We start from the raw sequence: 24802 nt of genomic DNA on the forward strand, positions 1-24802 counted from the left end.
ACATAAAAGATTGTTATATTATTTTATAATTGTGGTGGATATTTCACTGATGAGGAAAATGTAATAATATTCAATAATAGTAGTTATAGTAGTTAAGTTATAAACACTCCAAACCAGCTATAAATAAAATTATAGGATTACTATTTCTAAGTAGCATCCATATTGAATAAGTAGCATCCATATTGAATATGATTCAAAAAATAAATCTCTTAATAATATCCAAGAAATACTGCAAACTTATAATACTACAAGAATCACATTATTAAATTACATATTTTAAAAATCTAAATCTGCATAATAACTAGGAGGAGTAAAGCCTGGGATTCTATCTTGTAATAATAATCTAAAAGCTGGTCTTGATTTTATTAGTGAATACCAATGTTTAATAATTGCCCATTTATCCCAATAAATCTCACCGAAATAATCCAGTATCGACAAGTGACAACTTGATGCAATATCAGCAATAGTTAATGTGTCAGATACAATATAGCTTCTTTTTTCCAATAAACTTGTTATATATTCTAAATGATAATTTAAATTATTCTTTGCAGCACGTAAAAATTCAGTTCGTGGGCTACTCATTTTAGAAATAGATCTTATAACTTTTTCATCGATAATAATTTTCGTTACCTCGCGGTAAAACTTATCATTGAACCAAAAAAATAATCGTCTAATTTCAGCGCAAACATCGATATCTTCATCTAAAAAATTAAAGTTTGGATATTTACTATTAAGATATTCTATGCAAGGATAAATACCGATTACAAATAAACCATATGATTCTTCTAAAACAGGTAAATTTCCTGAAGGATTTATCTTTAAAAATTCTTTATTGAATTGCCAATAATCTTCTTTAATTGTAGTAAATGGTATATCTAATTCTTTTAAAAAGATACGAGCTTGTCGTGAGAGAGGACAAATTGGATTATGATATAATTTCTTCATTAAATGGTGCCACACTATAAAGTAAGGTAATAAAAATGCATTGGATGTTATTCCTACTTTTGCACGAATGACATCCAAACCATATAAACAAAGCCAAAAAATTTTTTATTAAGATTATAATTAAGTTTTATATTATACTACATAAAACTTAATTATATAGGTCTATAAGCTGGATTCTGTATGAATATTTTCATTGCAGTTATTTATCTAGGATAAACGTTACCGTTTATCTCAAGCGATCTACCCGCGTTACAAACCGATTAGAGATACCCGGGAACTTAATGTTCTGTAACACCTATTTGATCTTGCTCTTAGCGGGGTTTACCATGCGTAATTTGTTACCAACTTACCGGTGCGCTCTTACCGCACCTTTTCACCCTTACCGAAATATTTCGGCGGTTTATTTTCTGCGGCACTTTCCCTAAAGTAATAATACTTCGCCGGAGATTAGCCGGCACCACATCTCTATAGAGTCCAGACTTTCCTCGTGATATTTTAAAAATCACGCAACTGCACGACCACATAGAATTATGATAAATTTTCTTAAATTAGTCAACGATATTTAGATTTTATGTACAGAAATTTAAATGAATCTAATAAATCTAAAATTCCGACTAGATTTAACATTGCTACTATTTTTTGCATACTGTATAAATATGGGTTAAGCTTCTAAACACATAAACTGTTAGCAAATTTTGATATGTGATATGAAAAAATTAATTTATTATTTTGGCAGTAACGGTAGCGATGGAAACGCTAGCATGAAAAATGTACTTGGTAACAAGGGCGCAGGTCTTGCTGAAATGTCTAACCTAAAGTTACCTATCCCGGATGGCTTTACAATCACTACAGAACTCTGTAATTATTTTTATGTACATAAAAATAACTTTCCTAAAAATTTTCAAAATGATTTAAAAAAAGCTATAAAAAAACTTGAAGCAACTACTGGTAAGGTTTTTGGTAGTATAAAAAATCCTTTATTATTATCAGTGCGATCAGGTTCTACTATTTCAATGCCTGGAATGATGGACACTATACTTAATCTTGGAATGAATGATGAGGTATGCAGTGCTCTTGCTGATTCTTGTAGTGATAAACGATTTGCTCTTGATAGTTATAAAAGATTTTTAGAAATGTATGGTTCAACAGTATTATCCATACCAAGTTACTTATTTGAACAAATTTATGAAAAACATAAGATGCAAGCTGATATTTATAAAGATAGTGACATAACTATAGAGCTATTAGAAAAAATTATTGAAGATTTTAAAAGATTGCATATTAAGTATACTAAACAACTAATAACCGATCCTTATGAACAATTAGAATCAACAATTAAAGCAGTACTACATTCTTGGATGAGTAACAGAGCAGTTGTATATAGAAAAATCAATAATATTTCTGAATCATTCGGTACTGCTATTAATATACAAGCGATGGTTTTTGGTAATTTAGGTAAAACTTCAGCTACAGGTGTTGCTTTTACTCGTTCACCTTCTACAGGGGAAAAAAAGCTTTTTGGAGAATTTTTGATAAATGCTCAAGGAGAAGATATAGTATCAGGTACTAGAACACCTATGCCTATTATTTCCGATGATTCAAATTCTATGCAAACAATGATGCCTAAAGTATTTAATGAGTTATCACAAATTGCAAAAAAGCTTGAAGAGCACTACTTAGATATGCAAGACATAGAATTCACTATAGAAAATAATAAATTATATATATTGCAAACACGTACTGCAAAAAGAACTGCTATTGCTGCTATTAATATTGCCGTACAAATGGTTAAAGAAAAGCTTATATCTAAAGAGCAAGCTTTAATGCGAATTGATCCAGAATCCTTAAATCAATTATTACATACAAGAATTGATTACAGTAAAGGATTGACTCCTATTGCTGAAGGGTTACCAGCATCTCCAGGTGCTGCAAGCGGTATTGTTGTATTTTCACCTTATGATGCCGAGAGATTATCACATCATCACAAAGTAATTTTAGTACGTCATAATACTAGTCCTGAAGATATTAACGGTATTCATGTCTCTTCAGGTATCTTAACTATCAGAGGCGGTATGACCTCACATGCTGCAGTTGTAGCAAGAGGTATGGGAAAGCCTTGTGTTTGCGGTACAAATAATTTACTGATAGATGAGAAAAAACAAATATTAAAAGCAGGTAACATAATAATTAAACAAGGTGATGTTATAACAATTGATGGTAGCAGTGGTAAAGTATTTTTAGGAGAAATGCCGTTAATTCAACCTACTTTTAGTGAAGAATCAAAATTAATTTTTGATTGGGCAGATGAAATCAGCAAATTAAAAGTTCGTGCAAATGCTGAAACAGTTAATGATGCTTTAATATCTGTGAAGTTTGGTGCACAAGGTATTGGTTTATGTCGTAGCGAACATATGTTCTTTGATAAAAATAAAATTCCTTTAGTACAAGAAATGATTATTGCTCCAGATATAGAGAGAAGAAAGCTTGCTGTACAAAAATTATTACCTCTACAAACTGAGGATTTTAAGGCTTTATTTAGAGTTATGAAAGATAAACCTGTAAATATTAGGTTACTTGATCCACCTTTACATGAATTTTTACCTACAACAGAAGAAGATAAGGAACATTTAGCAAACAGCTTAAATCTACCTTTATCAATAGTCAATCAGCGTCTACATGCGATGCATGAAGTAAATCCTATGCTCGGCCACCGTGGGTGTCGTTTAGGCATATGCTCACCAGAAATTTACCAAATGCAAGTTGAAGCAATTTTTACAGGGATCTTTGAATTACATCAACAAGAAAATATTAAATGTAATTTAGAGTTAATGATTCCTTTAATTAGTAATGTTAATGAAATTAAAAAACTTAAAACTGATATTTATGAAATGTCCCAAGAATTAGAAAAACGTTATAAATATAAATTTTCTTTTTCTCTTGGTACTATGATAGAACTTCCAAGAGCAGCACTTAGCAGTAAAAAAATAGCTCAAGAAGTTGACTATTTTAGTTTTGGTACTAACGATTTGACTCAAACTACATATGGAATTTCTAGAGATGACATTGCATCTTTTCTACCTTCTTATCTAGAAGAAAAGATTTTTGAATCTGATCCTTTTACTACTTTAGATGAAGAAGGGGTAGGAGAACTAATTGAAATTGCTATAAAACGAGGCAAAAGTATTAATGCTAATTTGAAATTAGGAGCTTGCGGTGAACATGCAGGAAATCCTACTTCTATAGACTTTTTCCATAGAATGAATTTAAATTATGTTTCTTGCTCTCCTTACCGAATTCCTATAGCAAGAATTGCTGCAGCCCAAGCAAAAATTAAACATGGGTAACATTCAGTCAGTATTATACTGTAACAAACATTGTTATATTACTAACTTTTTGACATCATTACTAAGAGACAACTGTTCTTCTAGAATTTTTTATTTTTTTAGCCATGCTCTTTACAGTTGCTTGTAATGACTTGGTAGCTTTTTTAAATTTTAAATATATGATTATTATACCGATATTAAGTATATTTGCTTTCTTATCTTTTTTTGCTAAATATTCCAAAACAAAATTAAATTTTGCTATTCCAGTAACGATCAGCATATTAGTATCAATTCTATATTGTCTTGCTAAAGCTATTGGTAATTGCAACATATTTATTTTATTTCATCGGTATATTCTTAGTTTTTAGAAGCATACGTATTCTATCTAATGAATCCATTGCCTTTATTTTACTAGTCATCATATTTTTTCTTTATACTAGAGAAGCATCACTACATGCTTATGATGATTTTTCGCATTGGGGAATATTTACTAAAGAATTACTATATTTTGGTCTTTTTGAAAATCAAACTTCTCTAACTTCTATTGTTTCTACTCATGCACATTATCCAAGAGGCTCTGCTGTTTATCATTACTTTATGCTATTGCTTTCAGGCTATTCAGAAGCTAACGTATTATTTGTACATTTCTTATTACATTTAGTATTTTTAGCACCTCTTGCTGGGAATAAAAGACTTTGGCAGACTGGTGTATTATTTTCAATCCTACTCTGTGCTGTAGTATTTATACCACAGGACTTCGCTCAATATATAATGATAGCACTATTGGCTTAATGTTTGGATCTATTTTCGCAATTTATATCCTTGAAGAGGATAAACAGAAAGCTCTAAAGCTTATTTTACCTATTACGATATTACTTGCGTTTTTCAGAGAAATCGGAGTATGGCTTGCTAGTTTTGCTTCGGTAATTTTAATATTTAATCACATGATTTTTTATAAAAAATCTAAAGAACTATAAGATTATATTACTTATTTAATTTTGCTAACTTTACCAATTTTATGTAATTTTATTTGGATGAGTTATTTTAAGAACACTCATGATTTTTTTGACAGAAGCGAACATAGCTTTAGTAATTTAGTATATATTGCTAAAAATTTTAATGAACAACATAAGTTATTATTATTAAATTATGGGAAATTTTTTCTAAAATTTTTAGTAAAAGAAGGTAGTTTAGTTGTGTATACAATCTGCATCGTTGTATGGTATATGTAAATACAAACTAGATTTATTAAAAGAATATAAATTTTTTCTGATAAGTACACGCATTTGCTTTATAATTTTTGCCTTGTGGCGGTTATATTTGTATTTCTTTACCTTTAGTTATATAGAAGCGATTAAAGGAGCATCATTACTTATAAAAAAGAATTATTGATATTCATTATACTCTTTGCTATTTCTTCATTTTCTGTAGTTAAGAATATTTTGAGAATAAAACATTTAAGTTTAGAACAAAAAGTCTTGATTAAACAAAGTGAGAATATTAAAAAATTGTTAGCTCAAGGAAATAAAGTCGAATTTAATTTTTACAGTAAAAATAATAATTTACAATGTAATATATTAAATTATTATTTAGCACTATATTTAGATAAAAAATATATACAAGAATGTATAAAAACCCCTGTGGGTATAGATATAAGTATAGAAGGAAAAAATATATACATGCCTTTTAACAAAATCTAATAATATAAAATACAATTTAGCAGCAAAATAATGGCATATTTATGGATGCATGATCATACCTATACATATCTATCTGCAATACATAAAAATGCTGATTTTTATTATATTTATCCTTTTGGGATCAGATTTGAAGAAGTGACTCCAACTAATCTTTGAACAGTTAGTTTAAATGGAAAAATTTTAGAAGAAGAAGAGTATCATGATAATAAAACCAGTTATTTTATTTATGGTAGGATTTACAAGGATCGTCCGATATTTCTGCTATTTTGCATTATCATACCAACCCACTGCAAGTACTGCAGTTTCTGCTTTAAAATATGTAATGTTACTTCGTAATCATGGTGCTATTACTTGCAGAAAAACTATTCACGAAGCTATGTTTTATAGTTACCATTTAGAGCAAGCTTGTAAAACACAGTGCTTGATAAATTCTGTAAAAGAACAAGATCTCATTATTCCATCCGTAAAAATATGTAGGAAAACAGTGCAATACTTACCATCTTTTGAAGAAGACTTAGGCAAACGTATGATTGGGTATTTTGGCTGAGAGCTGTAAATATGTAAAACTATTATAACTTATGCAGTTCTGCTTGCTTGTTTAAAGATTTATCAAGTGTTACAGTAATAATCCATACTGTTAATAACTAGTAATAAAGGGTTAACACATGCGTGTGGTTAAGTCGATACCAGGTATAAACTTATACAATGCTTACTAAATAATCTAAAACTAAAGAGCTATTTTTTACTTTATCAGGAGGTTGTAGATTAATTTCTTTGGTAAGTTTTTGGATTCTGAAGGCTGCTACATTTGTAACTTTAATATAATAGTTAAAATTAATCTGGACTAATTGGTCCTGTAGCTTTTCCTTGCTTAGTAATCAAAATTTCTGCACATTTGATAAATGATCTAATAGTTCAAATGAACTTTAGCATTAAATGTTGTAATTGAAATTGATGTATTATAATCAATATGTCACATCTATAAAATTTTTCTTATATAATTGCGATATACTCAATAGAGTAAACTTATAATCTTAACTTATCAAATCTAATGAATAATGTAGTGTTTCATGTCCTATTGTCACTATTCCACTATTTTTAAATGGTTTTAATCTCCATCATTTGCCAGTAATGTGTAGGTCTGACCATAGGAGGGAGTAGTTCTTGTGTTAGACTTATAGATATTGTCAAAATCGTCTGGTTTTACTTAGAATATCTTTAGAATACTTCGGCTTGTTTTATAAAAATTTACTCAAGCTATACCAGTAGCAACATTAACAATTATAAACACTAAAGCATTTTATAAATCCTGTGTGTTAATCATATATACTCCTTCTTTAGATTTCATGTTTTATACCTTTCTACGTTATTTATTAATTTTAATGAATGATTGTATAAATTACTAAGTGTCTTAGTAATTTCTTCCCATGTTTCTTTATTTTGATTATAAATTTATTATAATTTTCCTATTAATAATCAAAAGAATTTTGTTATTTAATGCCTATAATCTCTCCAACTCTATAAACATTTGGAGTAATATTCAATGCTTAAGACTTTAACATATAGAAAAGCAGCATTGCTTGGTGCTAATATGGTTGGAATATTAAAACATAGTAGTAGATTTACATAAAAGTAATAAATTATTGCTTATAATTTTTATTAATTCAGAAATAACTTATTTTCCTCAAGAAAAATGGACTTTTTTGAAAGTGCTTTATTATTTTCTGGAATTGAAATACAAATTATAAGATCAAAAGTAATATAAAGTAAATTATCTTGATAATGAAGGTAATAAGCAAGAGTCAGGAACCGTAGTATTTTTTAAGCATTAAATATATTATTTAAACGGTAACACTTTCTCAGGCCATCTATCAAAGATAACGTGATACTATGATATATATTCTGCTTGCTTTTTAGAAAAATTATTTCATGCTAAGGTTTTATAGTACTAACCATAAAGTGATGACAAAGTTTAATTTGAAAAAGAGCAGAACGCTTTACAACTTTTGACTGCATCATAGATAAATATCATGAGAATTAAAAGTGAAAAGCGTTGAAGCAAATTTTTTAAATTAAACGAATATATTTATTTAATTATGATAGCTGATAATATACTCTCATTATAAAGCTCGTGCAAGTGACATGAGCGTCTATAACTTGGGTATTTTGCTGGATTTATATAAGTATCTTCTTTAATCTTTTTAATGTTCTTGACACCAGCCTCTTTAAGTTTTAACTCTACAAAAGCTGGTAGATCAAACATATAATGATTTTCTCTTTTTGAATTTATAAAAAATTGTTTGTTATTAATGTCTTGATCTAAGAAAGCTTGATAATATTTTTCATCAACTTCATATGAACTTTGAGCTATAGCAGGACCTATTACTGCTACTAAATTTTTTGCTCCTTTCTCTGCCATTTTAGCAACTATATTAATGATAATATTATCTATGCTACCTCGCCATCCAGCATGTGCTGCTCCAATTATTTTACCATCACTACTTGCTAGTAATACAGGTACACAATCTGCAGTTTGTACAGCTAAAACTAAACCTCTTTTAGTTGTAACGCTTCCATCTACTTCTGGTTCAAAAGCCATAATGTGATCTGCATCAATAATTTGGTTACCGTGTACTTGCCTTAAAATTAAAATATCTTGTGCTTTAAAATAATCAATAATAGCTTTTTTATTTTTAGCTATTTCTATTTCATTTACAGATTTACTTTTTTTTATATATCTATGACTAGAATTCTTGAATGTTTTATCAAAAATTTTATAATAAACTAATCCATTTATTAATCCTTCCATGCAAATATCCTATATTAACTATCATAATTTTATTAATACTATATCTAGTAGTTTACAAAAAAATAAGCAACTACAAGAAATAATAGCACAATTTCATAAAGATTATAATTTAATCCCAATTATTGGCGTAGAAATAGAATTTTATTTAAGCCATAATATGGATATCACTAAATTTGAGATTCTTTCAAGAAAATACTTAGCTAGATTTAAAATTCCTAAAATAAAAAAAGAAAAAGGTAATAATCAATTTGAAATAGATCTTCCTCCTTCAGAAGATTTAATAAAATATATAAAAAATATATTTGAAGTTAAAGCGATTTTAAAAAAAATAGCAAAACAGTTAAATGGTTATATAGATTTTTCTCCTAAACCATTTTTAAATGATTACGGTAATAGTATGCATTTTCATGTCAATTTTAATCCTGAATTTAGTGATCATTACATAATTTTAGCGACACAAGGCCTATGCCACTATATGTTAGAAACATTACTAGCTTTTATGCCAAACACTATAGATTATTTACGGATAAATAAAAAATTTATGGCCCCTACGCATGTATCGTACGGTGGGAATAATAGAAGTGTAGCCGTGCGAATTCCAGATGCTTTTCCTAAACGTTTAGAACATCGTTTATCCTCTCCTGAGACTGATCCATATATAGCAATTTTTACTATTTTAAAATCGATATTATTGGCTTTAAAGTTTCCTAATTTACTCCCCAAAATAGAAAAAACCTATGGTAATGCTTTTGATCCGCAATATAACCTAACTCCACTACCTACATCATCTCAAGAAAGTTTTATGTTATTTAAACCAGAATTTTTTAATTAACTATTTACAAGCAAATTTTCTAAGTTAGTGATATTAAAATTCAAAGCGATATTGCATAGCATTAATACACAAAATTTGGTATTACCATCTTAAGTGCTTGAAGATATATGGTTTAATGTTTATTCAGTGCCTTAGGTTTGCTTTATTCTATTTTTCATAATTTTTCATTAAATAATTAAATTCTGCACCATAGATAAATATCATATTTATAATGTAGAAAAATACTAATGTAACTATTATGCTGCCAAGAGAACCATACATTAAATTTAATTGATTATAATAGACTATATAAGTTGAAAGTAAATAGCCACTTATTATCCATAACATCACAGTTAATAAAGCTCCAGGAAATACATCAACAAAATTTAGCTTTGCATTAGGCAGTATATAATACAAAGACGAAGCTCCTAAAAATAATAAAATTAAAATTAAAGCATATCTTATAAAATTTAAAACGACCTTATATTTTTCAATAGTTTCTAATATTACTGGAATTTTTGTAAAAATTATTGGAATAAACACCAAAAGGAACATAGTAAAGGTAATCATAATACTAATTATGAGAAATTGTATAATACTAAGTAATCTTCTTCTTATATAAGGAGGAGGAGATTTTATTTGATATACACGATTTAAAATAGTTCTTAAACATTCTACAAAGGAAGAAGCAGTCCAGACACTACCTACTATAGCAAGAGTCATTAAACTTTGAGGCGGAGCACTTAGCAATTCTTGTACTCTCTTTTCAATTGATTCCGTTGCTTGTTCCGGCAGACTTTCTAAAAAAATTTTTATAAAATTTTGACCAAGCTCTGAAGCTCCTAAAAAACTTGTTAGAGCTAATAGAAATACTAGAAAGGGGAAAATAGACAAAAGTACCATAAATGACATATATCCAGAGTGTTCAACACCATCATGTTCTATTGTTCTAAATAAAGCTACATAAAGACAATTAAAAATTTTTCTCATTATATTTAAGTTAAGTTTTTATAATTACTGTAATTCCAGTAATTATATTTAATCTTAAATAAACTCACTGTAAATAATTAATTTTATAATTAATTATGAAGTCACATTTATCCTTGATTTGAAATATCAACATAGAAATGAAATTTTTCCTTGTATTAATTTTATATTTTTCTATAATACACCAAAATTTTAATTTTTTTCTAAATTGCAGTTTTGACTTTAGTAAATAAGTTTTTAAAAATTTTAAAAATATAATTATATTATATTTTATCTTTCAAATAAGAATTCGAAATTCCTATGATATTTTTATCGTGAATATTAGTTTAATTTATTAAATTAATATTCTAAGTGTATATCAACAAATTAAATTTGCATTTAATAAGAAATATTTGAAATTATGCATAATAATTTTGTTTTTATAATCTATTTCAATTATGTTTGAGATCAAAACTAAATAATTATTTACTAAATAGATTACACAAAACTTAAAAAATATTATTTTATAGTTGCTTATAATATTAAGGTATGATATTATTTCTACTTATAATTGGATAAGTAGAATAATATTTAATTATTAATAACTATATATTATGTTTAAAGAAAATTTTTATAATATAGTATAATTTGTAACTAAGGAGAGGATAATGGGTAGAAAAAACGATATTATACAAAAAATTGATAGCTTTATTGGAAAGAAAATTTATTCTTTAAGATTAGCAAAGGGTTTATCTCGTCAACAACTTGCTGAAGTAATTGATGTTACTCATCAACAATTACAAAAATACGAAAAAGCAATTAATAGAATTTCTGTAGGTAGGTTAGTGTTGATTGCAGAAGCTTTGGATAGAAATATCGATTATTTCTTTGAAGGTCTAGAAGAAGCTAATAAACCTCAACCTGTGCATACTCAACATCAACGTATGTGCATCGAAGTTTCAAGAAATTTTATGAAAATCCAAAGTACAGAAGAACAACAAGCTATTAATAACCTAGTAAAATGTTTAGCTGGAAAAGAAAAACTAAAAGTTAACACATAATAAGATAAAGATTAGTATCTTTTATTGTATCACAATAAACTTTAATGCTATTCCCGCATAGGCAGCGGGAATTTAGTTATGTGATATTAACAGCAACATAATGTAGACTTAAACTAATATTATCTTCCTAAATCTGGGCGTGATTTTACTTGATTAGTATACACCTCTTTTGAATGGTTACCTGGATTTGTAACCTTATTCTCGAGTTTAATTCTACTATCTGTTAACATTTTTATATTATTAACTGTACTTTTTTTCTTATGGTCAACCTCATGCTGGATTAATACGTTAAATAATTTTATTTTATCTTTATCATCTAATTTTACATTATCAATAAATGATTGTTTTTCCTTTAATTCCTTTGTGCTATCATAACTTCTTTGCTGTTGTTGATATTCCTGTTTATATTTCTCATCTACAACTTTATAAGCATTCACTAATTCATTAATTTTTTGCTCTGATTCAGCTCTTTTTTCTTCAATAGTCTTAAAATCATTACCTGAGCAAAAGGCATTTCTTATACTATTAGCTTTATCACGTACAAGTTTAGATACATCACTTAATATACTTGCAGTTTTTTTTACAACTTTTTCTTCTTCTGATACTACAGATTCTTTTAATGCTTCTCCAACCTGATCAAGAACATTTTTCATTGCATCAGTTACACCTTTTGCTGCTGCATATAAATCTGGCTTACTTTCTTCTAAACATTTACTTAAATCTTTATTTAAATTTTGAGTTTCCATATCTAAAATTGCTTCATGTTCTTCTATAACATTAATATTATCAACTCCCTTAGAAAGGGCTTGAGTAATTTGTTTTTTATCTTCCAAATCAGCATTAAGTGCCTGATTTAGAATTCCCAAAGAATTAGATTGTTGTAGTTCAGAAATTTTTGTATTTTGAGTAGTAAGCAATGGATCAATTGTTGAACTTGCTGCTTGATGTGGTATTGGCTCTAGATTTATAGCTTGTTCTTGCCTTTGAGTTTTTACAAGATCCTCTGCTATGATTTGAGATAAATCAACACTTTGCCCTTTGTTTTTTGCAACTTCAATCATCATTTCTTCATATTTACCGCGCGTTACTGGTAGAGTATAAATTTTTCCACCGTGTTCTACATAACCTATAGCATCTTTGCCTTCGCCTATAAATTTTAAAGGTTGCGGAGAGCTTATTTCTTTAAGTAAAGGTTTGCCATCTACTCCTTCTTCATAATGAGCAGTGAAATATACTGCTTGATTAATAGAAGGTTTATTACCATTTTCATCAAGTACAACAATAGATAAATGCATTGTACCGTTTGCTTTATCAAGAGTGGTAGGAAAATCAATAGTTCTATATGAATTAACTGTAACAGCAGTACCATCTTGTTTTTTTACAACCATTGGTGCACTTTTATAAGTTATTTCAGTTAATGTACAAATTTCTTCACCTGCATCATTTTTAACTATTTGTGCTCTAGTATTATCACCATTTACTGTCTCACTCCACTGCATTATTTGAAAACGATCTTTAAATGTTTCATGAACATTTTTATAACCTGCTAATTCTATTCTCTCAAGTTCTACCTTAACTTTTTCACTTTTAAAAGCATCATTAATAAAACCTCTTTGTTCTGAATTCAAATTAGCTAAAAATAACTTAAATTTTTCATCATCTTTTGTGTGTTCTTCTAACTCTGGGTGCGTAGTAGAAAGATATAACATTAATTGTTCACGTTGCTTTTCAAGAATTTCTTTTCTTATTGCTTCGGTTATCGGATCTACTGCTTGATTGTCAGCTGATATGCTTTCAGACAAAGCACTAATTGAAGGTGTTGTACCTATAATATTAGGAGACTCAAAAAAAAGAGTATCTTGAGCTTGAAACTCCATGGTTTGAGATAAAAACTCTTTTTTTTGTTTTTCTAGTTCTTGTTTTTCTACTTCTGTAAATTCTTTATCTGTTAAAGGATCAAATTCACTTAAATCCAGTTCATTATCTTTACTCATAAAACCTAATAATTTTAATTAATAAATAAAATACTACCTGAATAGTATAGATCGACTCTAGGAATATCAAGAAAAAACTTACATCTTTATTGAGAAATTTTAGTAGAGTTTTTATATTCTTTATTAAGCTCTTTGCTTGCCCACAGCCATGTCAAACAAGTAATTATAAATATTATCATCAAACAGACAGAAATAGATTGATAACTAGCAGAAGGTAATATTACAAATACTAATGACTGTAAAAATGCACTACTTGATTTACCAAGTTTTGTACCAATTACGTCAGCAGCAGCTTTACCTTTCATTTTTATTTCTTTATCTAAAGGAACATAAGCCATTTCTTTTGTTGAATCAAACAAAGTATATTTACTTGATTTACTAAGCACATTTTGAACTGCACCGATTGTTATAGCAATTAAAGCAGGATCAGTTAGAATAAAATCAGCTATTATTAAACCGGCAAATCTTTCAAAATTATTAACAGCAAAAAATAATATACCAGTAATAAAGACTATTAAAGGCGTGATAATAGCAGCTGTAAACCAGCCGAGTCTTCTAACTATATTCGACCCAAGTACCACGAATAAAATAGTAAATGCTCCTGTATAACTCAAATAACTACCTATAAAAGCTGCATATTCAGTTGGAGTCTTATAAACCTTAATAGCTGCAGCTTTCCAAGGGCCTTCTACTAAATTTATTGCAATACCGTAACAAATAAGTAAAATTGCAATTAATCTAATATGTCTTGATGATAAAATCATTTGAAAACTCTCGGTAATGGTCATAGATTTTTTCTTTGCTTTAAACTGCAAAAGCACCATATGCTCTTTGTCAAGTACTTTATTATTAAGCAGCCAAAAAGTTTTAATAGCTATTACACCTAAAATTAACACTATACTTAGTATAATTTGTATAGAAAGCGTATGAAAAGACGATTGCAGTACAAATTTATTAGTTATATATTCATTAATATTACTTAAGTTTTCTAAAAATTGTCCTGCTAAATAAATACCAGTTTGACTAAATAAACCAAATAATGGATAAAATCTTTTAGATTCTTCAACTGTAGTAATATTGTTCACAAACTGCCAAAAAAGTAATGCAAAAACTACATTTGGCCACAATTCTGCTATTATATAAAATAATGAAAAACTCCATTTTGATAAAAGCAATATAAACCATTTTAAATTAGGTAATAGTTTAGTAAAACCTTGAACAGTTGTAGGACTTAAATGCAAAATTTCATGGTTTGGAAAAATAACATAAGCAAATAGTGCAAAGAACATCAGGAAAATTGATATAATCAGATAAAATATAGTCTCAGCTTTCATTTTATTAACAATTTTTATATAAACAGCAGTCACTAAGAAAGCTGACGGCATTACTCCCCAAAATTTTAAAAATGATATAGTCTCAACACCAATCATAGTCGTAACAATACTATCTTTTAAAGCTCTGATCAAATTTTGGATAAATAAAATACAGAACATTAATAAGGTGATAGATAAAAACTTAGAAACTTCATGACGCCTTATAGGCCAAATGTAATCTGCAAGTTTGAAAAAATGTCTGTTGATTTTAGAAGAAGAGTTATCTAAATTGTGACTTGAAGTAGAAGAAGAATTTTCTATATTAGTTGGGTTAATGGTCATTATTTGGTCTAACCTAATTATGGTATATTGACTAAAATTACATATTCTAAGATTTTTAAGTTTAAGTCAAGTTAAAATCAAAATAATTAAAAAATAATTAAAATGAGTAATTATTGGTTAAATATTTATAAACCTAAAGGTATAAGTTCTGCTAAGGCTGTTAGCATCATTAAAAAAGTACTAGGTAAAGTTAAAATAGGGCATAGCGGTACTTTAGACGTTGAAGCAGAGGGAGTATTACCGCTTGCAGTCGGCGAAGCAACAAAATTAGTCCAACTGCTTGTTAATGCTAGGAAAGTCTACATTTTTACTGTAAAATTCGGAGTACAAACTAATAGTGGCGACTACGCTGGCAAAATAATAGCTACTACGGACTATATCCCTCCTAAAGAAAATGCTTATGCTATATGCTCTAAATTTATTGGTAATTTAACACAAATACCTCCTGCTTTTTCTGCTCTTAAAGTGAATGGTGTTAAAGCTTATAGACTGGCAAGAGAAGGAAAAGAAGTAGAATTAAAACCACGAAATATAACTATATATGATCTAAAATGTCTTAATTATGATAGGAAAAATGCTACTGCTACTTATTATACAGAATGTTCTAAAGGTACATATATCAGGACATTAGCAGAAGATCTAGCATTATCCTTGCAAAGTTTAGCATTTGTGATAGAATTACGCCGTACTCAAGTTGGAATATTTAAAGAAACAGATGCTATTAGAATTATTCCTTCTAAAGAAATTAAAATTACAAAAAATTTTCTTGAGACAAAAAGTATAAAGATAGAAGCAATACTGGACGACATCCTGGTTCTTGATGCTACAAGAGAACAAGCACAAAAAATTAGATATGGGCAAAAATGTCTATTTAATTACAAAAAAGATGCTAATTTTTTATGGGTTCGCTATAAAAAGTCCCTGCTTGCAATTGGTAACTTAAACAAGAGTTGCTTTAATTCTTTACGAGTATTTAATTTATAATAAACAAGGAGAAATTATCGATGTCGATTACATCAAAACGTAAACAACAATTAATTAAAGAATATGCTACAGCAGAAAATGATACAGGTTCTAGTATCGTACAATGCGCTATTTTAACTGAAAGGATCAATAACTTGACTGAGCATTTTAAGTCTAATCATAAGGATTTTGCTTCAAGACGTGGGTTATTAATTCTAGTCGGACGTCGCCGTAGATTACTTAATTATATTAAAAAGAAAAATGTTAGTAAATATTTAGACTTAATAAATAAACTTGGTATTAGAAAAATAAAATAATATTACTTATCTTCTGACTAAGAAAGTGGGAATGCAGCTAATATCTTTATGTGGAAATAATGTGGAGACATTTTAGAGTATTGTTCTAATTAATAATAAATATAAATAATTAAATTTAATGAGATAGAAATGTTTAATGAAATAACTAAGACGGTCAAATGGGGTAATAAAGCCATTGAAATTAGTACAGGTAAAATAGCACGGCAAGCAGATGGTGCAGTTACCGTAAAAATGGATAATTCCGTTTTATTATGTACAGCAGTAGTGGCTACAAAGGTAAAAGAAGGTGTAGGCTTTTTTCCTTTAACAATTAATTATAGAGAAATGGCATATGCAGCCGGTAAAATACCTGGTGGCTTTTTTAAACGTGAAGGAAAAGCATCAGATAGAGAAGTTTTAATATCTCGTTTAATAGATAGACCTATTAGACCATTATTTCATCCAGCTTTTGTTAATGAAACGCATGTAACTTGTACTGTTCTTTCATATGATCCTGAAACTCCGGTAGATATACTTGCAATTATTGGTTCATCAGCTGCACTTGCTTTATCCCCTGCTCCTTATCTAGAAATAGTTGCTGCAAGTAAAGTAGGGTTAATAAATGGTGAATTTGTTTTAAATCCGACACTTGAATTATTAAAAATAAGTGAGCTTGATTTAGTAGTTGCAGGAACAACAGATTCAGTAATGATGGTTGAGTCAGAAGCACATCTACTCTCTGAAGAACAAATGCTAGCTGCGGTAAAATTTGGGTTTGAAAGCTTTCAGCCGGTAGTAAAATTAATTAAAGAACTTGCAGCAGAAGCTAAAAGACCAAAACTTAAAATACAAGATCTATATCCTGCTCAGTTAAAAAATGAGATTAAAAAATTATTTGCAGAAGAAATTCAGCAAACTTTTGCAATTAAATCTAAACAGAAACGTAGTAGTAATTTAGAAATAATACCTGAAAAAGCACTTACACAATTTGCAAGTGATATAGAAAGTAAAAAATATAATCATTATCAAATTGAATCAGCTTTAAAAGCTGTTGAATCAGATATATTACGCAATGATATTTTAGAAAAAAATAGACGTATCGACGGACGTAGCACTACAGACATAAGGCAAATCGCCTGTGAATTAGGCTTATTACCTTGTACTCATGGCTCAGCTTTATTCACTAGAGGTGAAACACAAAGTTTAGTAAGTGCTACATTTGGGACTAGTTTAGATGAACAAATAGTTGATAGTTTAGAAGGTGAATATAAAGAAAGATTTATGCTTAATTATATTTTTCCACCCTACTCTGTTAATGACGCAATGCCAATGAAAGCACCAGGACGCCGTGAAATTGGTCATGGTAAGCTCGCATGGCGTGCTATTAATCCAGTGCTACCTACTAGAACACAATTCCCTTATTCTATCAGAATAGTAGCTGAGACTACAGAATCTAATGGTTCTTCTTCAATGGCGACTGTTTGCGGTAGCTCACTTGCATTAATGTATGCCGGCGTTCCAATAAAAGCACCGGTTGCAGGTATCGCAATGGGACTTGTTAAAGAAGGCGAAAAATTTGCAGTATTATCAGATATTCTCGGTGATGAAGATTATTTCGGTGATATGGACTTTAAGGTTGCAGGAACTAGCGAAGGAATTACAGCTCTACAAATGGATATCAAAATATCTGGTATAAATTTTGAAATAATGAAAATAACTCTAGAGCAAGCAAGACTCGGGCGTTTGCATATACTTGAGCAAATGAATAAGGTTATTAGCAAGCCTAATAGTGAGATGAGCAAAAATGCTCCTTCTACTATTACTATAAAAATTGATAAAGATAAAATTAGAGATATTATAGGTCCTGGTGGTAAAGTAATAAAAGAAATTTGTGAGACTAGCGGTGCTAAAATAGATATAAGTGATGACGGTACAGTTTCTGTTTATGCTTCTGATAAAGATAAATTAAAACTCGCATTAGATAAAATTAAAGCTATTTCAGTTGAGCCTGAAATCGGTGAAATATTTAATGGTATAGTAATGAAAGTATTAGATTCCGGTGCTTTTATTAATTATCTAGGCAATAAGGACGGTTTTGTTCATATTAGCGAAATTTCAGAAGAAAGAATTGAATCTGTTAGCAGCATTTTAAAACAAGGAGATATAGTAAAAGTTAAACTTATTGGTTTTGATAATAAAGGTAAAGCAAAACTAACTATTAAAAATGCTGATAAAGATAAATTTTCAAATAGTTCAAAATCAAAAAATAATATTAAGGAAAATACTGAAGCAGTGCGACATGACATAAATAAAAAACGAGCTTGGAATGAAGAAAATAACTCTGAAACATCTGAAATAGTTACAGAACGCAAATATTTTAATTAAAGTGTTAGAGGCGTAGAAAGATTGTTATTATATTGTTTTATGTCATAATTAGCTAAAAAGCAGAAATCAAGAAAGAAGAGAGATAAATTATGTTTTAAAGTTCTAAATTTTACTAGTCTAAAACTAGATTCTTACTTTTAGCTAAAATAATATAGAGTTCTTTTTAAAGCTATATCAAGAAATCCATAATTAATTACAAAATTAAAATGAATAACACAGATAATTACCAAATTATTGCTAAAAGAGTTATTTCTAGCGAAGCTAGTGCTTTAAAAAAATTATCTGAGAATATCCCTGAAGATTTTAATAAGATAGTAAAGTTTCTACTATCTTTTAAAGGGCGGATAATTTTAACTGGTATAGGTAAGAGTGGTTACATTGCAAAGAAAATAGCTGCTAGTTTTTCCTCTACTGGTATGCCTGCTTTTTATTTACACCCGGCAGAAGCAAGTCATGGTGACTTAGGAATGATCACTGCAGACGATTTAGTGATTATGCTTTCTAATTCTGGTGAAACTAAAGAATTATTTAATATAATTGAATATTGCCGCAATTCTTCTATAAAAATAGTAGCAATGACAATGAATAAAAATTCTACTGTAGCTAAGAGCAGTAATTTTTTATTGTTAGTACCTGGACATGTAGAAGCTTCTGCAATTGGCGTTCCTACTATATCATCTTTAATGATGTTATCACTTGGTGATGCATTAATGACTGCTGTGCATGAAGAGCGAGGCTTTACAAAAGATAATTTTAAAGTTTATCACCCTGGTGGTACAATTGGTGCTAATTTAACAAAAATCAAAGACTTAATGCGTATAGACGATCAAATACCTTTAGTATATGAAAATACATCTTTTGCTGAAACTATTATTATAATGAATGAAAAATGTTTGGGGTGTGCTTTAGTAATGGATAAAAATAAAAATTTAGTAGGAATTATAACGGATAGTGATTTACGTCGTCACATTAACGATCAGATTTACTTAAGATTTGCCTCAGATATTATGACAAAAGATCCTATTTATACCTCATCTGAAACATTTGCGAAAGAATCTTTAAATTTAATGAAATCTAAGAATATCACTAATATACCGATCATTGATAATAATATTATTACAGGTATTATTCATATTCATGATCTGTTGCAAGCTGGAATTAGCTAAAATTTATGCTATCTTCCTATAAACTACGAAAAAAACTTTGGAAATCTATCTATTTTTTAATAATAATTGGAATTTTATATGTAGGATATATACTAATTAAGAGTGGTTATACTACTGATGAAAATAATGTTAATATTACAAAAAAAAGTTTAAAAGATAATAAAAATTATTATCTCAAATATAATATTATATTAAAAGATTCAATTTTTGAAGGAGTAAATAAAAACTTAAATACTTATACTATTAAAGCTGAGCAAGCTATAAAAAAGTCAGATAATAAATATAAATTAGATATAATATATGTTACATATAATGCAAGTAAAGACCAGCCTCTTACCATATACGCAAAAGAAGGTTTTTTAAATGAAGGGTCAAGTGTATTAGATTTAAAAAATGATGTGAAGCTTTATTTTGATGATATAATTTTTAATACTAATGGTGCTCAAATTGATTTAGTAAATAAAGATATAACTGGTAATTCTTTCTCTACGCTACTTTATAAAAACTCTTCTGTTACTTCAGATAGTTTTAATACTCAAGATGATAATAATATTATAACTTTTAAAGGCAATGTCTCTACAATTATCAATTTGTCAGATTATTAAACTTGTATTACTTCTTATAATTAATATTTCAGTACTTGCTAATAATAGACTTCTTTCCAAACTCGCTTATAATAGAGAAGAATTTGAAGGAGACATAGAACATAGTACCGCAGTACATGAGAATTCAAATATTGGATTATTGTCTCAATTACCTCTAGAATTAGAGTTTAGAAAGAAGTTTAATAAAGATATTTCAAATTTACATATAACATCTGATACTTTAATCATCAATAAAATTAAACATAAAGTGGAATATCTTGGGAATGTTGCTATTTATTTTGATAATGCAATATTAAGAACAGAAGAATTATATATTTTTTATAAAATAGTAGGTGACAAAAAAACTATTAATTATATTATTATTCCTAATAAACTAACCGTTGAGAGAAAAATAAGTAATGAATTACTGCTTGCTGATTCAGCTAAATATTTTTTAGATAATAAACAACTTATCTTACTTGGTAATGTAATATTACAGCGTGATGATAATATTTTAAAAACCAATAAACTTATCTATTATATAGATTTAAAAACGTTAGTGAAAAGATAAATTAAATGGATAGTTTACAAGTTAAAAATATATCAAAATCTTACAAAAAAAGAAATATATTAAGCGATATATCTCTTAACATAAAACAAGGAGAAATAGTAGGTTTATTTGGTCCGAATGGTGCTGGTAAGACAACTTGCTTTAATATTATTATTGGTTTAATGGAACCTGATTCAGGGCAATTATTTTTAAATGATATAAATATTACTCATTTACCTATTTATTTACGAGCAAGACTTGGAATCAGTTATCTTCTTCAAGAACCTTCAATATTTCGTGGATTATCTGTTGAGGATAATATTAAAGCTATATTTGAAATATCAGAAAATAATAAAGAAATAATCGAACAAAAAACAAATAATTTACTAGAAAAATTTTCGATAGTTCACTTAAGGGACTTATCTGCCTCTAGTTTATCAGGCGGTGAAAGACGTCGGCTTGAAATTGCTCGCTCACTTGCAATAGAACCAAAATTTATTATGCTTGATGAGCCGCTTGCTGGTATCGATCCACTTGCTATTTCTGATATTAAAAATATAATTACTTATTTACGGGAGTTTAATATAGGTATTTTAATTACTGACCATAATGTTCGTGATACTTTAGATGTAGTTGATCGTGCTTATGTTATTTTTGAAGGAAAAGTATTGTTAGAAGGAAGAGCTAAAGAAATAGCAAACAGTAAGAAAGTTAAAGATGTGTATCTTGGTAATAGCTTTAGTTTTTAAGTTATTTTATTCTCATTGATAAATTGATAAAATGTCATTGCAAAAAAAATTGCTATAACCTATATAGTTTGATTCGATTAAATCGTGTGATCTCTAAAATATAACATTATAGGTTAAATTTTTAGATACATGGGCATTACTTGTCTTTTAAAACATGCTGACAACACTAGAAAAAGTAATAATTTTAAATATACCCCATGCATATTAATAAAGAAATTTTCAGAGCCTATGATATTAGAGGTAATAGTCTTAAAGACCTAACAGAAGATATAGCTTACAAAATCGGTTTTTGTTTTGCTAAAATGGCTATAAATACTGATAATAAAAAAATCTGTGTTGGTTTGGATGGCCGTCTTAGCTCCCCTACTCTGTTTAATGCTTTAGAATGTGGACTAACTGCTGGTGACGCTGAAATCCTAAATCTTGGTATTGTGCCAACTCCTGTTTTATATTTTGCTGATAAAAAATTTAAACCTAGCGCTAGTATTATGGTTACGGGATCACATAACCCTCGTGATGACAATGGTTTTAAATTGTTGCAAAATGGCAAACCTTTTTTTGGTTCTCAAATACAGGATCTACTAGCAAAAATTCTAGATACTGATTGGCAAAAGAGATCTAACTATAAAAATACACATGAAATCAATATTACTAATAAATACTTAGAATGTATTTTAAATAGAATTCTTTCTAAACTCTCTTATAGAAAGAGAATTGCAAGAGACATAAAGCTTCGATCAGCAGCATACATAGACTTATGTAGTGATTCTAGCACCTGGTCAATGTATAAATTACCTCTAGAAGTAGAATTTCAAAAAAAATCTAATATTAATCCAAAATTAAAAGTTGCTTGGGACTGCGGTAATGGAGCAACTGGGAATATTATTGAAGATTTAAAACATTATTTAGATAATGAAAATATAATTATAAATAGCAAGATTGACGGAAATTTTCCTAGCCATCATCCTGACCCTACAAACCATGCTAACTTACAAGAACTCATTAAATTAGTTAAAGAACAAAATTGTGATATCGGTATAGCTTTTGACGGCGATGGTGATAGGCTAAGTATTGTAAGCTCAAGTGGTAAAATATTATTTGGTGATCAAATTTTATGTATCTTTGCTGAAGATATTTTAAAAGAAAATCCAAATGCTACTATAATAGTTGATATAAAAGCTAGTCAGTTAATAATTGATAGAATTCAATCATATGGAGGCAAGCCGATAATATGTCGTACTGGTCATCCATTTATTAAGAGTAAAATTAATGAAACAAAAGCTTTACTTGCTGGAGAAGTGAGCGGACATATATTCTTTGCTGATAAATATTTTGGTTTTGATGATGCAATTTATGCAGCACTAAGATTTTTAGATTTACTTAGCAGGTCCAATAAAACTCTAGGGGCAATAATAGAAGAATTACCTAAATCATATAGTACACCGGAAATTAAAATCTTTGTTCCTTCAGAATTAAAGTTACGAATTATTAAAGAAATCAAAGAAAAGTTACTAGAAGATAAAATAAAATTTAATGATATTGATGGTATACGTGTAAATACTACATATGGCTGGTGGTTACTGCGTTGTTCTAATACTGAATCAGCTATTATTGCAAGAGCTGAATCTGTAAGTAATGAAGGGTTGATAGAATCAAAAAATATAATTAATAAATTATTAAGTAAATACGGATTAACTATAGATAAGTGACAAAAAAAGATGTAATAATATTATGTGGTCCTACTGCCAGTGGAAAATCGTATTTAGGACATAAACTTGCAAAAATATATGACGGCGAAATAATCAATATTGATTCAATGCAAGTTTATAAAGAAATTCCTATTATTACTGCTTCACCTCTTCAATTGCATAAAGTTGAAATTCCATATCATCTTTATAATTTTTTATCTATTACTGAAGATTTTTCAGTAATAAAATATCTAAAATTAGCAGCAGCGAAAATAAATGAAATAACTGTTCGAGGTAAACTACCTATATTAATAGGCGGGACAGGTTTATACATCAATTCTTTAGTTTTTGGATATAATAATATTCCTGATATATCTTTGGATTTACGCAAAAAAGTTAGAGAGTTACATAGCAAAATAGGTAATATAGGATTATGGAATAGATTAAAAAAGCTTGATCCACTTGTTAGTTTTAAAATAAAACAGAGTGATACTCAACGTTTAATTAGAGCTTATGAAGTATTCATTCAAACTGGTAAATCTATTTTTTCTTTTCAAAATTTACCAAAAAAGATGATTTTATCTAAATTTAATTTTAAAATAATATTTTTATATCCAGAACGAAAATTTTTATATAAAACATGTGATGAACGTTTACAAAAAATATTTAAAGAAGGTGCAATTGATGAAATTACTTTAATAAAAAATAGATTTTCTTTTACAGATCATTTAAATTTAAAAGCAGTAGGAATAAAAGAAATTTTAGCTTATTTAGATGGTAGCCTTACTTTAGATGAAGCTTTAAACACTGCTATGATTAGAACTCGCCAGTATGCTAAAAGACAAATCACCTGGTTTAAAAAACAAGTGCAAGATAAAATTACATTGGAATATTCTAATGAGGAAGAATTTTTACAAATATTAAAAAAATTCCCTATTATTTAGCTCTACTCTATAAATGGAGAACCTATACTATTTGTTATCTATGTGTTTCTTCATCCCTTTTTATATTGGAAATATGAGGTAACTTAGAATTATTTTCTATAAAATTAATCTTATTATTTAAATGTAAGACTATATTTTATGCTCCTTTATTCTTATTCTAAAGATGTGCTATTAAATATATTTTTAAATTTTTGAATAGCACCACTACGTCCT

General features: G+C 28.3%; 15 protein-coding genes, 1 other RNA gene and 5 pseudogenes. 15 read left to right on the plus strand and 6 right to left on the minus strand.

Translation table 11 applies throughout. From position 1 onward, the window contains the following. Window positions 1-276 precede the first annotated feature (276 nt). Both AC27F4_RS03965 and rnpB read right to left on the minus strand, forming a co-directional pair. The gene (locus AC27F4_RS03965; RefSeq protein ID WP_487062280.1) at window positions 277-945 is read right to left on the minus strand and encodes a glutathione S-transferase family protein; all 669 of its coding nucleotides are present in this window, start codon (window positions 943-945) and stop codon (window positions 277-279) included. A gap of 149 nt (window positions 946-1094) precedes the next feature. Next, an RNA gene (gene rnpB, locus AC27F4_RS03970) (RNase P RNA component class A) lies at window positions 1095-1470 on the minus strand. A gap of 182 nt (window positions 1471-1652) precedes the next feature. Between rnpB and ppdK the strand changes: the two genes are divergently transcribed. The 3 genes and pseudogenes from ppdK (at window position 1653) to AC27F4_RS03985 (ending at window position 6532) form a co-directional block, all read left to right on the plus strand. After that, on the plus strand, window positions 1653-4289 hold the full coding sequence (gene ppdK / locus AC27F4_RS03975; RefSeq protein ID WP_487062282.1) for a pyruvate, phosphate dikinase: 2637 nt from the start codon (window positions 1653-1655) through the stop codon (window positions 4287-4289). A 158-nt stretch (window positions 4290-4447) separates the two neighbouring features. Continuing rightward, window positions 4448-5968: pseudogene (locus tag AC27F4_RS03980) on the plus strand (hypothetical protein). A gap of 30 nt (window positions 5969-5998) precedes the next feature. Continuing rightward, a pseudogene (locus AC27F4_RS03985) lies at window positions 5999-6532 on the plus strand (class II aldolase/adducin family protein). 1522 nt (window positions 6533-8054) lie between these two features. On the opposite strand, the gene pgeF reads toward AC27F4_RS03985, so the two are convergent. Next, window positions 8055-8777 (minus strand): peptidoglycan editing factor PgeF, encoded by a 723-nt coding sequence (pgeF, locus tag AC27F4_RS03990; RefSeq protein WP_487062284.1) that lies wholly within the window; start codon window positions 8775-8777, stop codon window positions 8055-8057. On the opposite strand from pgeF, the gene AC27F4_RS03995 reads away from it, so the two are divergent. Next, window positions 8776-9609, plus strand: a complete 834-nt coding sequence (locus AC27F4_RS03995; protein WP_487062286.1) for a type I glutamate--ammonia ligase — start codon at window positions 8776-8778, stop codon at window positions 9607-9609. The two genes, pgeF and AC27F4_RS03995, sit on opposite strands and share 2 nt — an antisense overlap. 147 nt (window positions 9610-9756) lie before the next feature. Here the strand turns inward: AC27F4_RS03995 and AC27F4_RS04000 are convergent, their stop codons facing one another. Further along, window positions 9757-10578, minus strand: coding sequence for a YihY/virulence factor BrkB family protein (locus AC27F4_RS04000; protein ID WP_487062288.1), 822 nt, complete (start codon window positions 10576-10578; stop codon window positions 9757-9759). Between the two features lie 644 nt (window positions 10579-11222). Between AC27F4_RS04000 and AC27F4_RS04005 the strand changes: the two genes are divergently transcribed. Continuing rightward, a complete protein-coding gene (locus tag AC27F4_RS04005; RefSeq protein ID WP_487062290.1) occupies window positions 11223-11615 on the plus strand; it encodes a helix-turn-helix domain-containing protein in 393 nt (130 codons plus the stop codon). Window positions 11616-12532: 917 nt separating this feature from the next. Here AC27F4_RS04005 and AC27F4_RS04010 read toward each other — a convergent pair. Together AC27F4_RS04010 and tlc4 are read right to left on the minus strand one after the other, a co-directional pair. Next, a pseudogene (locus AC27F4_RS04010) lies at window positions 12533-13609 on the minus strand (Sca4 family spreading effector); the annotation flags it as partial. A gap of 86 nt (window positions 13610-13695) precedes the next feature. Then, complete coding sequence (gene tlc4 / locus AC27F4_RS04015; RefSeq protein ID WP_487062292.1) at window positions 13696-15264, minus strand: NTP/NDP exchange transporter Tlc4; 1569 nt, start codon at window positions 15262-15264, stop codon at window positions 13696-13698. A gap of 102 nt (window positions 15265-15366) precedes the next feature. Here tlc4 and truB point away from each other — a divergent pair, with 102 nt between their 5' ends. From truB to miaA, 10 genes and pseudogenes are all read left to right on the plus strand, one after another. Beyond that, window positions 15367-16248: a tRNA pseudouridine(55) synthase TruB gene (truB, locus tag AC27F4_RS04020; protein ID WP_487062294.1), complete on the plus strand. Its 882-nt coding sequence runs from the start codon at window positions 15367-15369 to the stop codon at window positions 16246-16248. Window positions 16249-16268: 20 nt separating this feature from the next. Continuing rightward, complete coding sequence (rpsO, locus tag AC27F4_RS04025) at window positions 16269-16544, plus strand: 30S ribosomal protein S15 (RefSeq protein WP_487062296.1); 276 nt, start codon at window positions 16269-16271, stop codon at window positions 16542-16544. A gap of 129 nt (window positions 16545-16673) precedes the next feature. Further along, window positions 16674-18908 carry a polyribonucleotide nucleotidyltransferase gene (gene pnp, locus AC27F4_RS04030; protein ID WP_487062298.1) on the plus strand — a complete coding sequence of 745 codons (2235 nt, stop codon included), beginning with the start codon at window positions 16674-16676 and terminating at the stop codon, window positions 18906-18908. Between the two features lie 206 nt (window positions 18909-19114). Continuing rightward, window positions 19115-20074 (plus strand): KpsF/GutQ family sugar-phosphate isomerase, encoded by a 960-nt coding sequence (locus tag AC27F4_RS04035; protein WP_487062300.1) that lies wholly within the window; start codon window positions 19115-19117, stop codon window positions 20072-20074. Between the two features lie 5 nt (window positions 20075-20079). Further along, a complete protein-coding gene (gene lptC, locus AC27F4_RS04040; RefSeq protein WP_487062302.1) occupies window positions 20080-20679 on the plus strand; it encodes an LPS export ABC transporter periplasmic protein LptC in 600 nt (199 codons plus the stop codon). A 130-nt stretch (window positions 20680-20809) separates the two neighbouring features. After that, window positions 20810-21229, plus strand: a complete 420-nt coding sequence (locus AC27F4_RS04045; RefSeq protein WP_487062330.1) for an LptA/OstA family protein — start codon at window positions 20810-20812, stop codon at window positions 21227-21229. Between the two features lie 5 nt (window positions 21230-21234). After that, window positions 21235-21957, plus strand: coding sequence for an LPS export ABC transporter ATP-binding protein (gene lptB / locus AC27F4_RS04050; RefSeq protein WP_487062304.1), 723 nt, complete (start codon window positions 21235-21237; stop codon window positions 21955-21957). 197 nt (window positions 21958-22154) lie between these two features. Further along, window positions 22155-22556: pseudogene (locus AC27F4_RS04055) on the plus strand (phosphomannomutase/phosphoglucomutase); the annotation flags it as partial. Window positions 22557-22781: 225 nt separating this feature from the next. Beyond that, window positions 22782-23666, plus strand: a pseudogene (locus AC27F4_RS04060) (phosphomannomutase/phosphoglucomutase); the annotation flags it as partial. Next, window positions 23663-24589 carry a tRNA (adenosine(37)-N6)-dimethylallyltransferase MiaA gene (miaA, locus tag AC27F4_RS04065; RefSeq protein WP_487062306.1) on the plus strand — a complete coding sequence of 309 codons (927 nt, stop codon included), beginning with the start codon at window positions 23663-23665 and terminating at the stop codon, window positions 24587-24589. The pseudogene AC27F4_RS04060 and the gene miaA, both read left to right, overlap by 4 nt. The last annotated feature ends 213 nt before the right edge of the window (window positions 24590-24802 follow it).

The sequence above is a fragment of the Candidatus Rickettsia mendelii genome, assembly GCF_057543435.1.

Bases quoted from the DNA above. Each gene is read 5' to 3' on its own strand.
- AC27F4_RS03995 (WP_487062286.1), top strand. From the start codon at position 8,776: ATGCAAATATCCTATATTAACTATCATAATTTTATTAATACTATATCT.
- ppdK (WP_487062282.1), top strand. From the start codon at position 1,653: ATGAAAAAATTAATTTATTATTTTGGCAGTAACGGTAGCGATGGAAAC.
- pnp (WP_487062298.1), top strand. From the start codon at position 16,674: ATGTTTAATGAAATAACTAAGACGGTCAAATGGGGTAATAAAGCCATT.
- AC27F4_RS04000 (WP_487062288.1), bottom strand. From the start codon at position 10,578: ATGAGAAAAATTTTTAATTGTCTTTATGTAGCTTTATTTAGAACAATA.
- lptB (WP_487062304.1), top strand. From the start codon at position 21,235: ATGGATAGTTTACAAGTTAAAAATATATCAAAATCTTACAAAAAAAGA.
- AC27F4_RS03965 (WP_487062280.1), bottom strand. From the start codon at position 945: ATGAAGAAATTATATCATAATCCAATTTGTCCTCTCTCACGACAAGCT.
- AC27F4_RS04035 (WP_487062300.1), top strand. From the start codon at position 19,115: ATGAATAACACAGATAATTACCAAATTATTGCTAAAAGAGTTATTTCT.
- rpsO (WP_487062296.1), top strand. From the start codon at position 16,269: ATGTCGATTACATCAAAACGTAAACAACAATTAATTAAAGAATATGCT.
- truB (WP_487062294.1), top strand. From the start codon at position 15,367: ATGAGTAATTATTGGTTAAATATTTATAAACCTAAAGGTATAAGTTCT.
- lptC (WP_487062302.1), top strand. From the start codon at position 20,080: ATGCTATCTTCCTATAAACTACGAAAAAAACTTTGGAAATCTATCTAT.
- tlc4 (WP_487062292.1), bottom strand. From the start codon at position 15,264: ATGACCATTAACCCAACTAATATAGAAAATTCTTCTTCTACTTCAAGT.
- AC27F4_RS04005 (WP_487062290.1), top strand. From the start codon at position 11,223: ATGGGTAGAAAAAACGATATTATACAAAAAATTGATAGCTTTATTGGA.
- pgeF (WP_487062284.1), bottom strand. From the start codon at position 8,777: ATGGAAGGATTAATAAATGGATTAGTTTATTATAAAATTTTTGATAAA.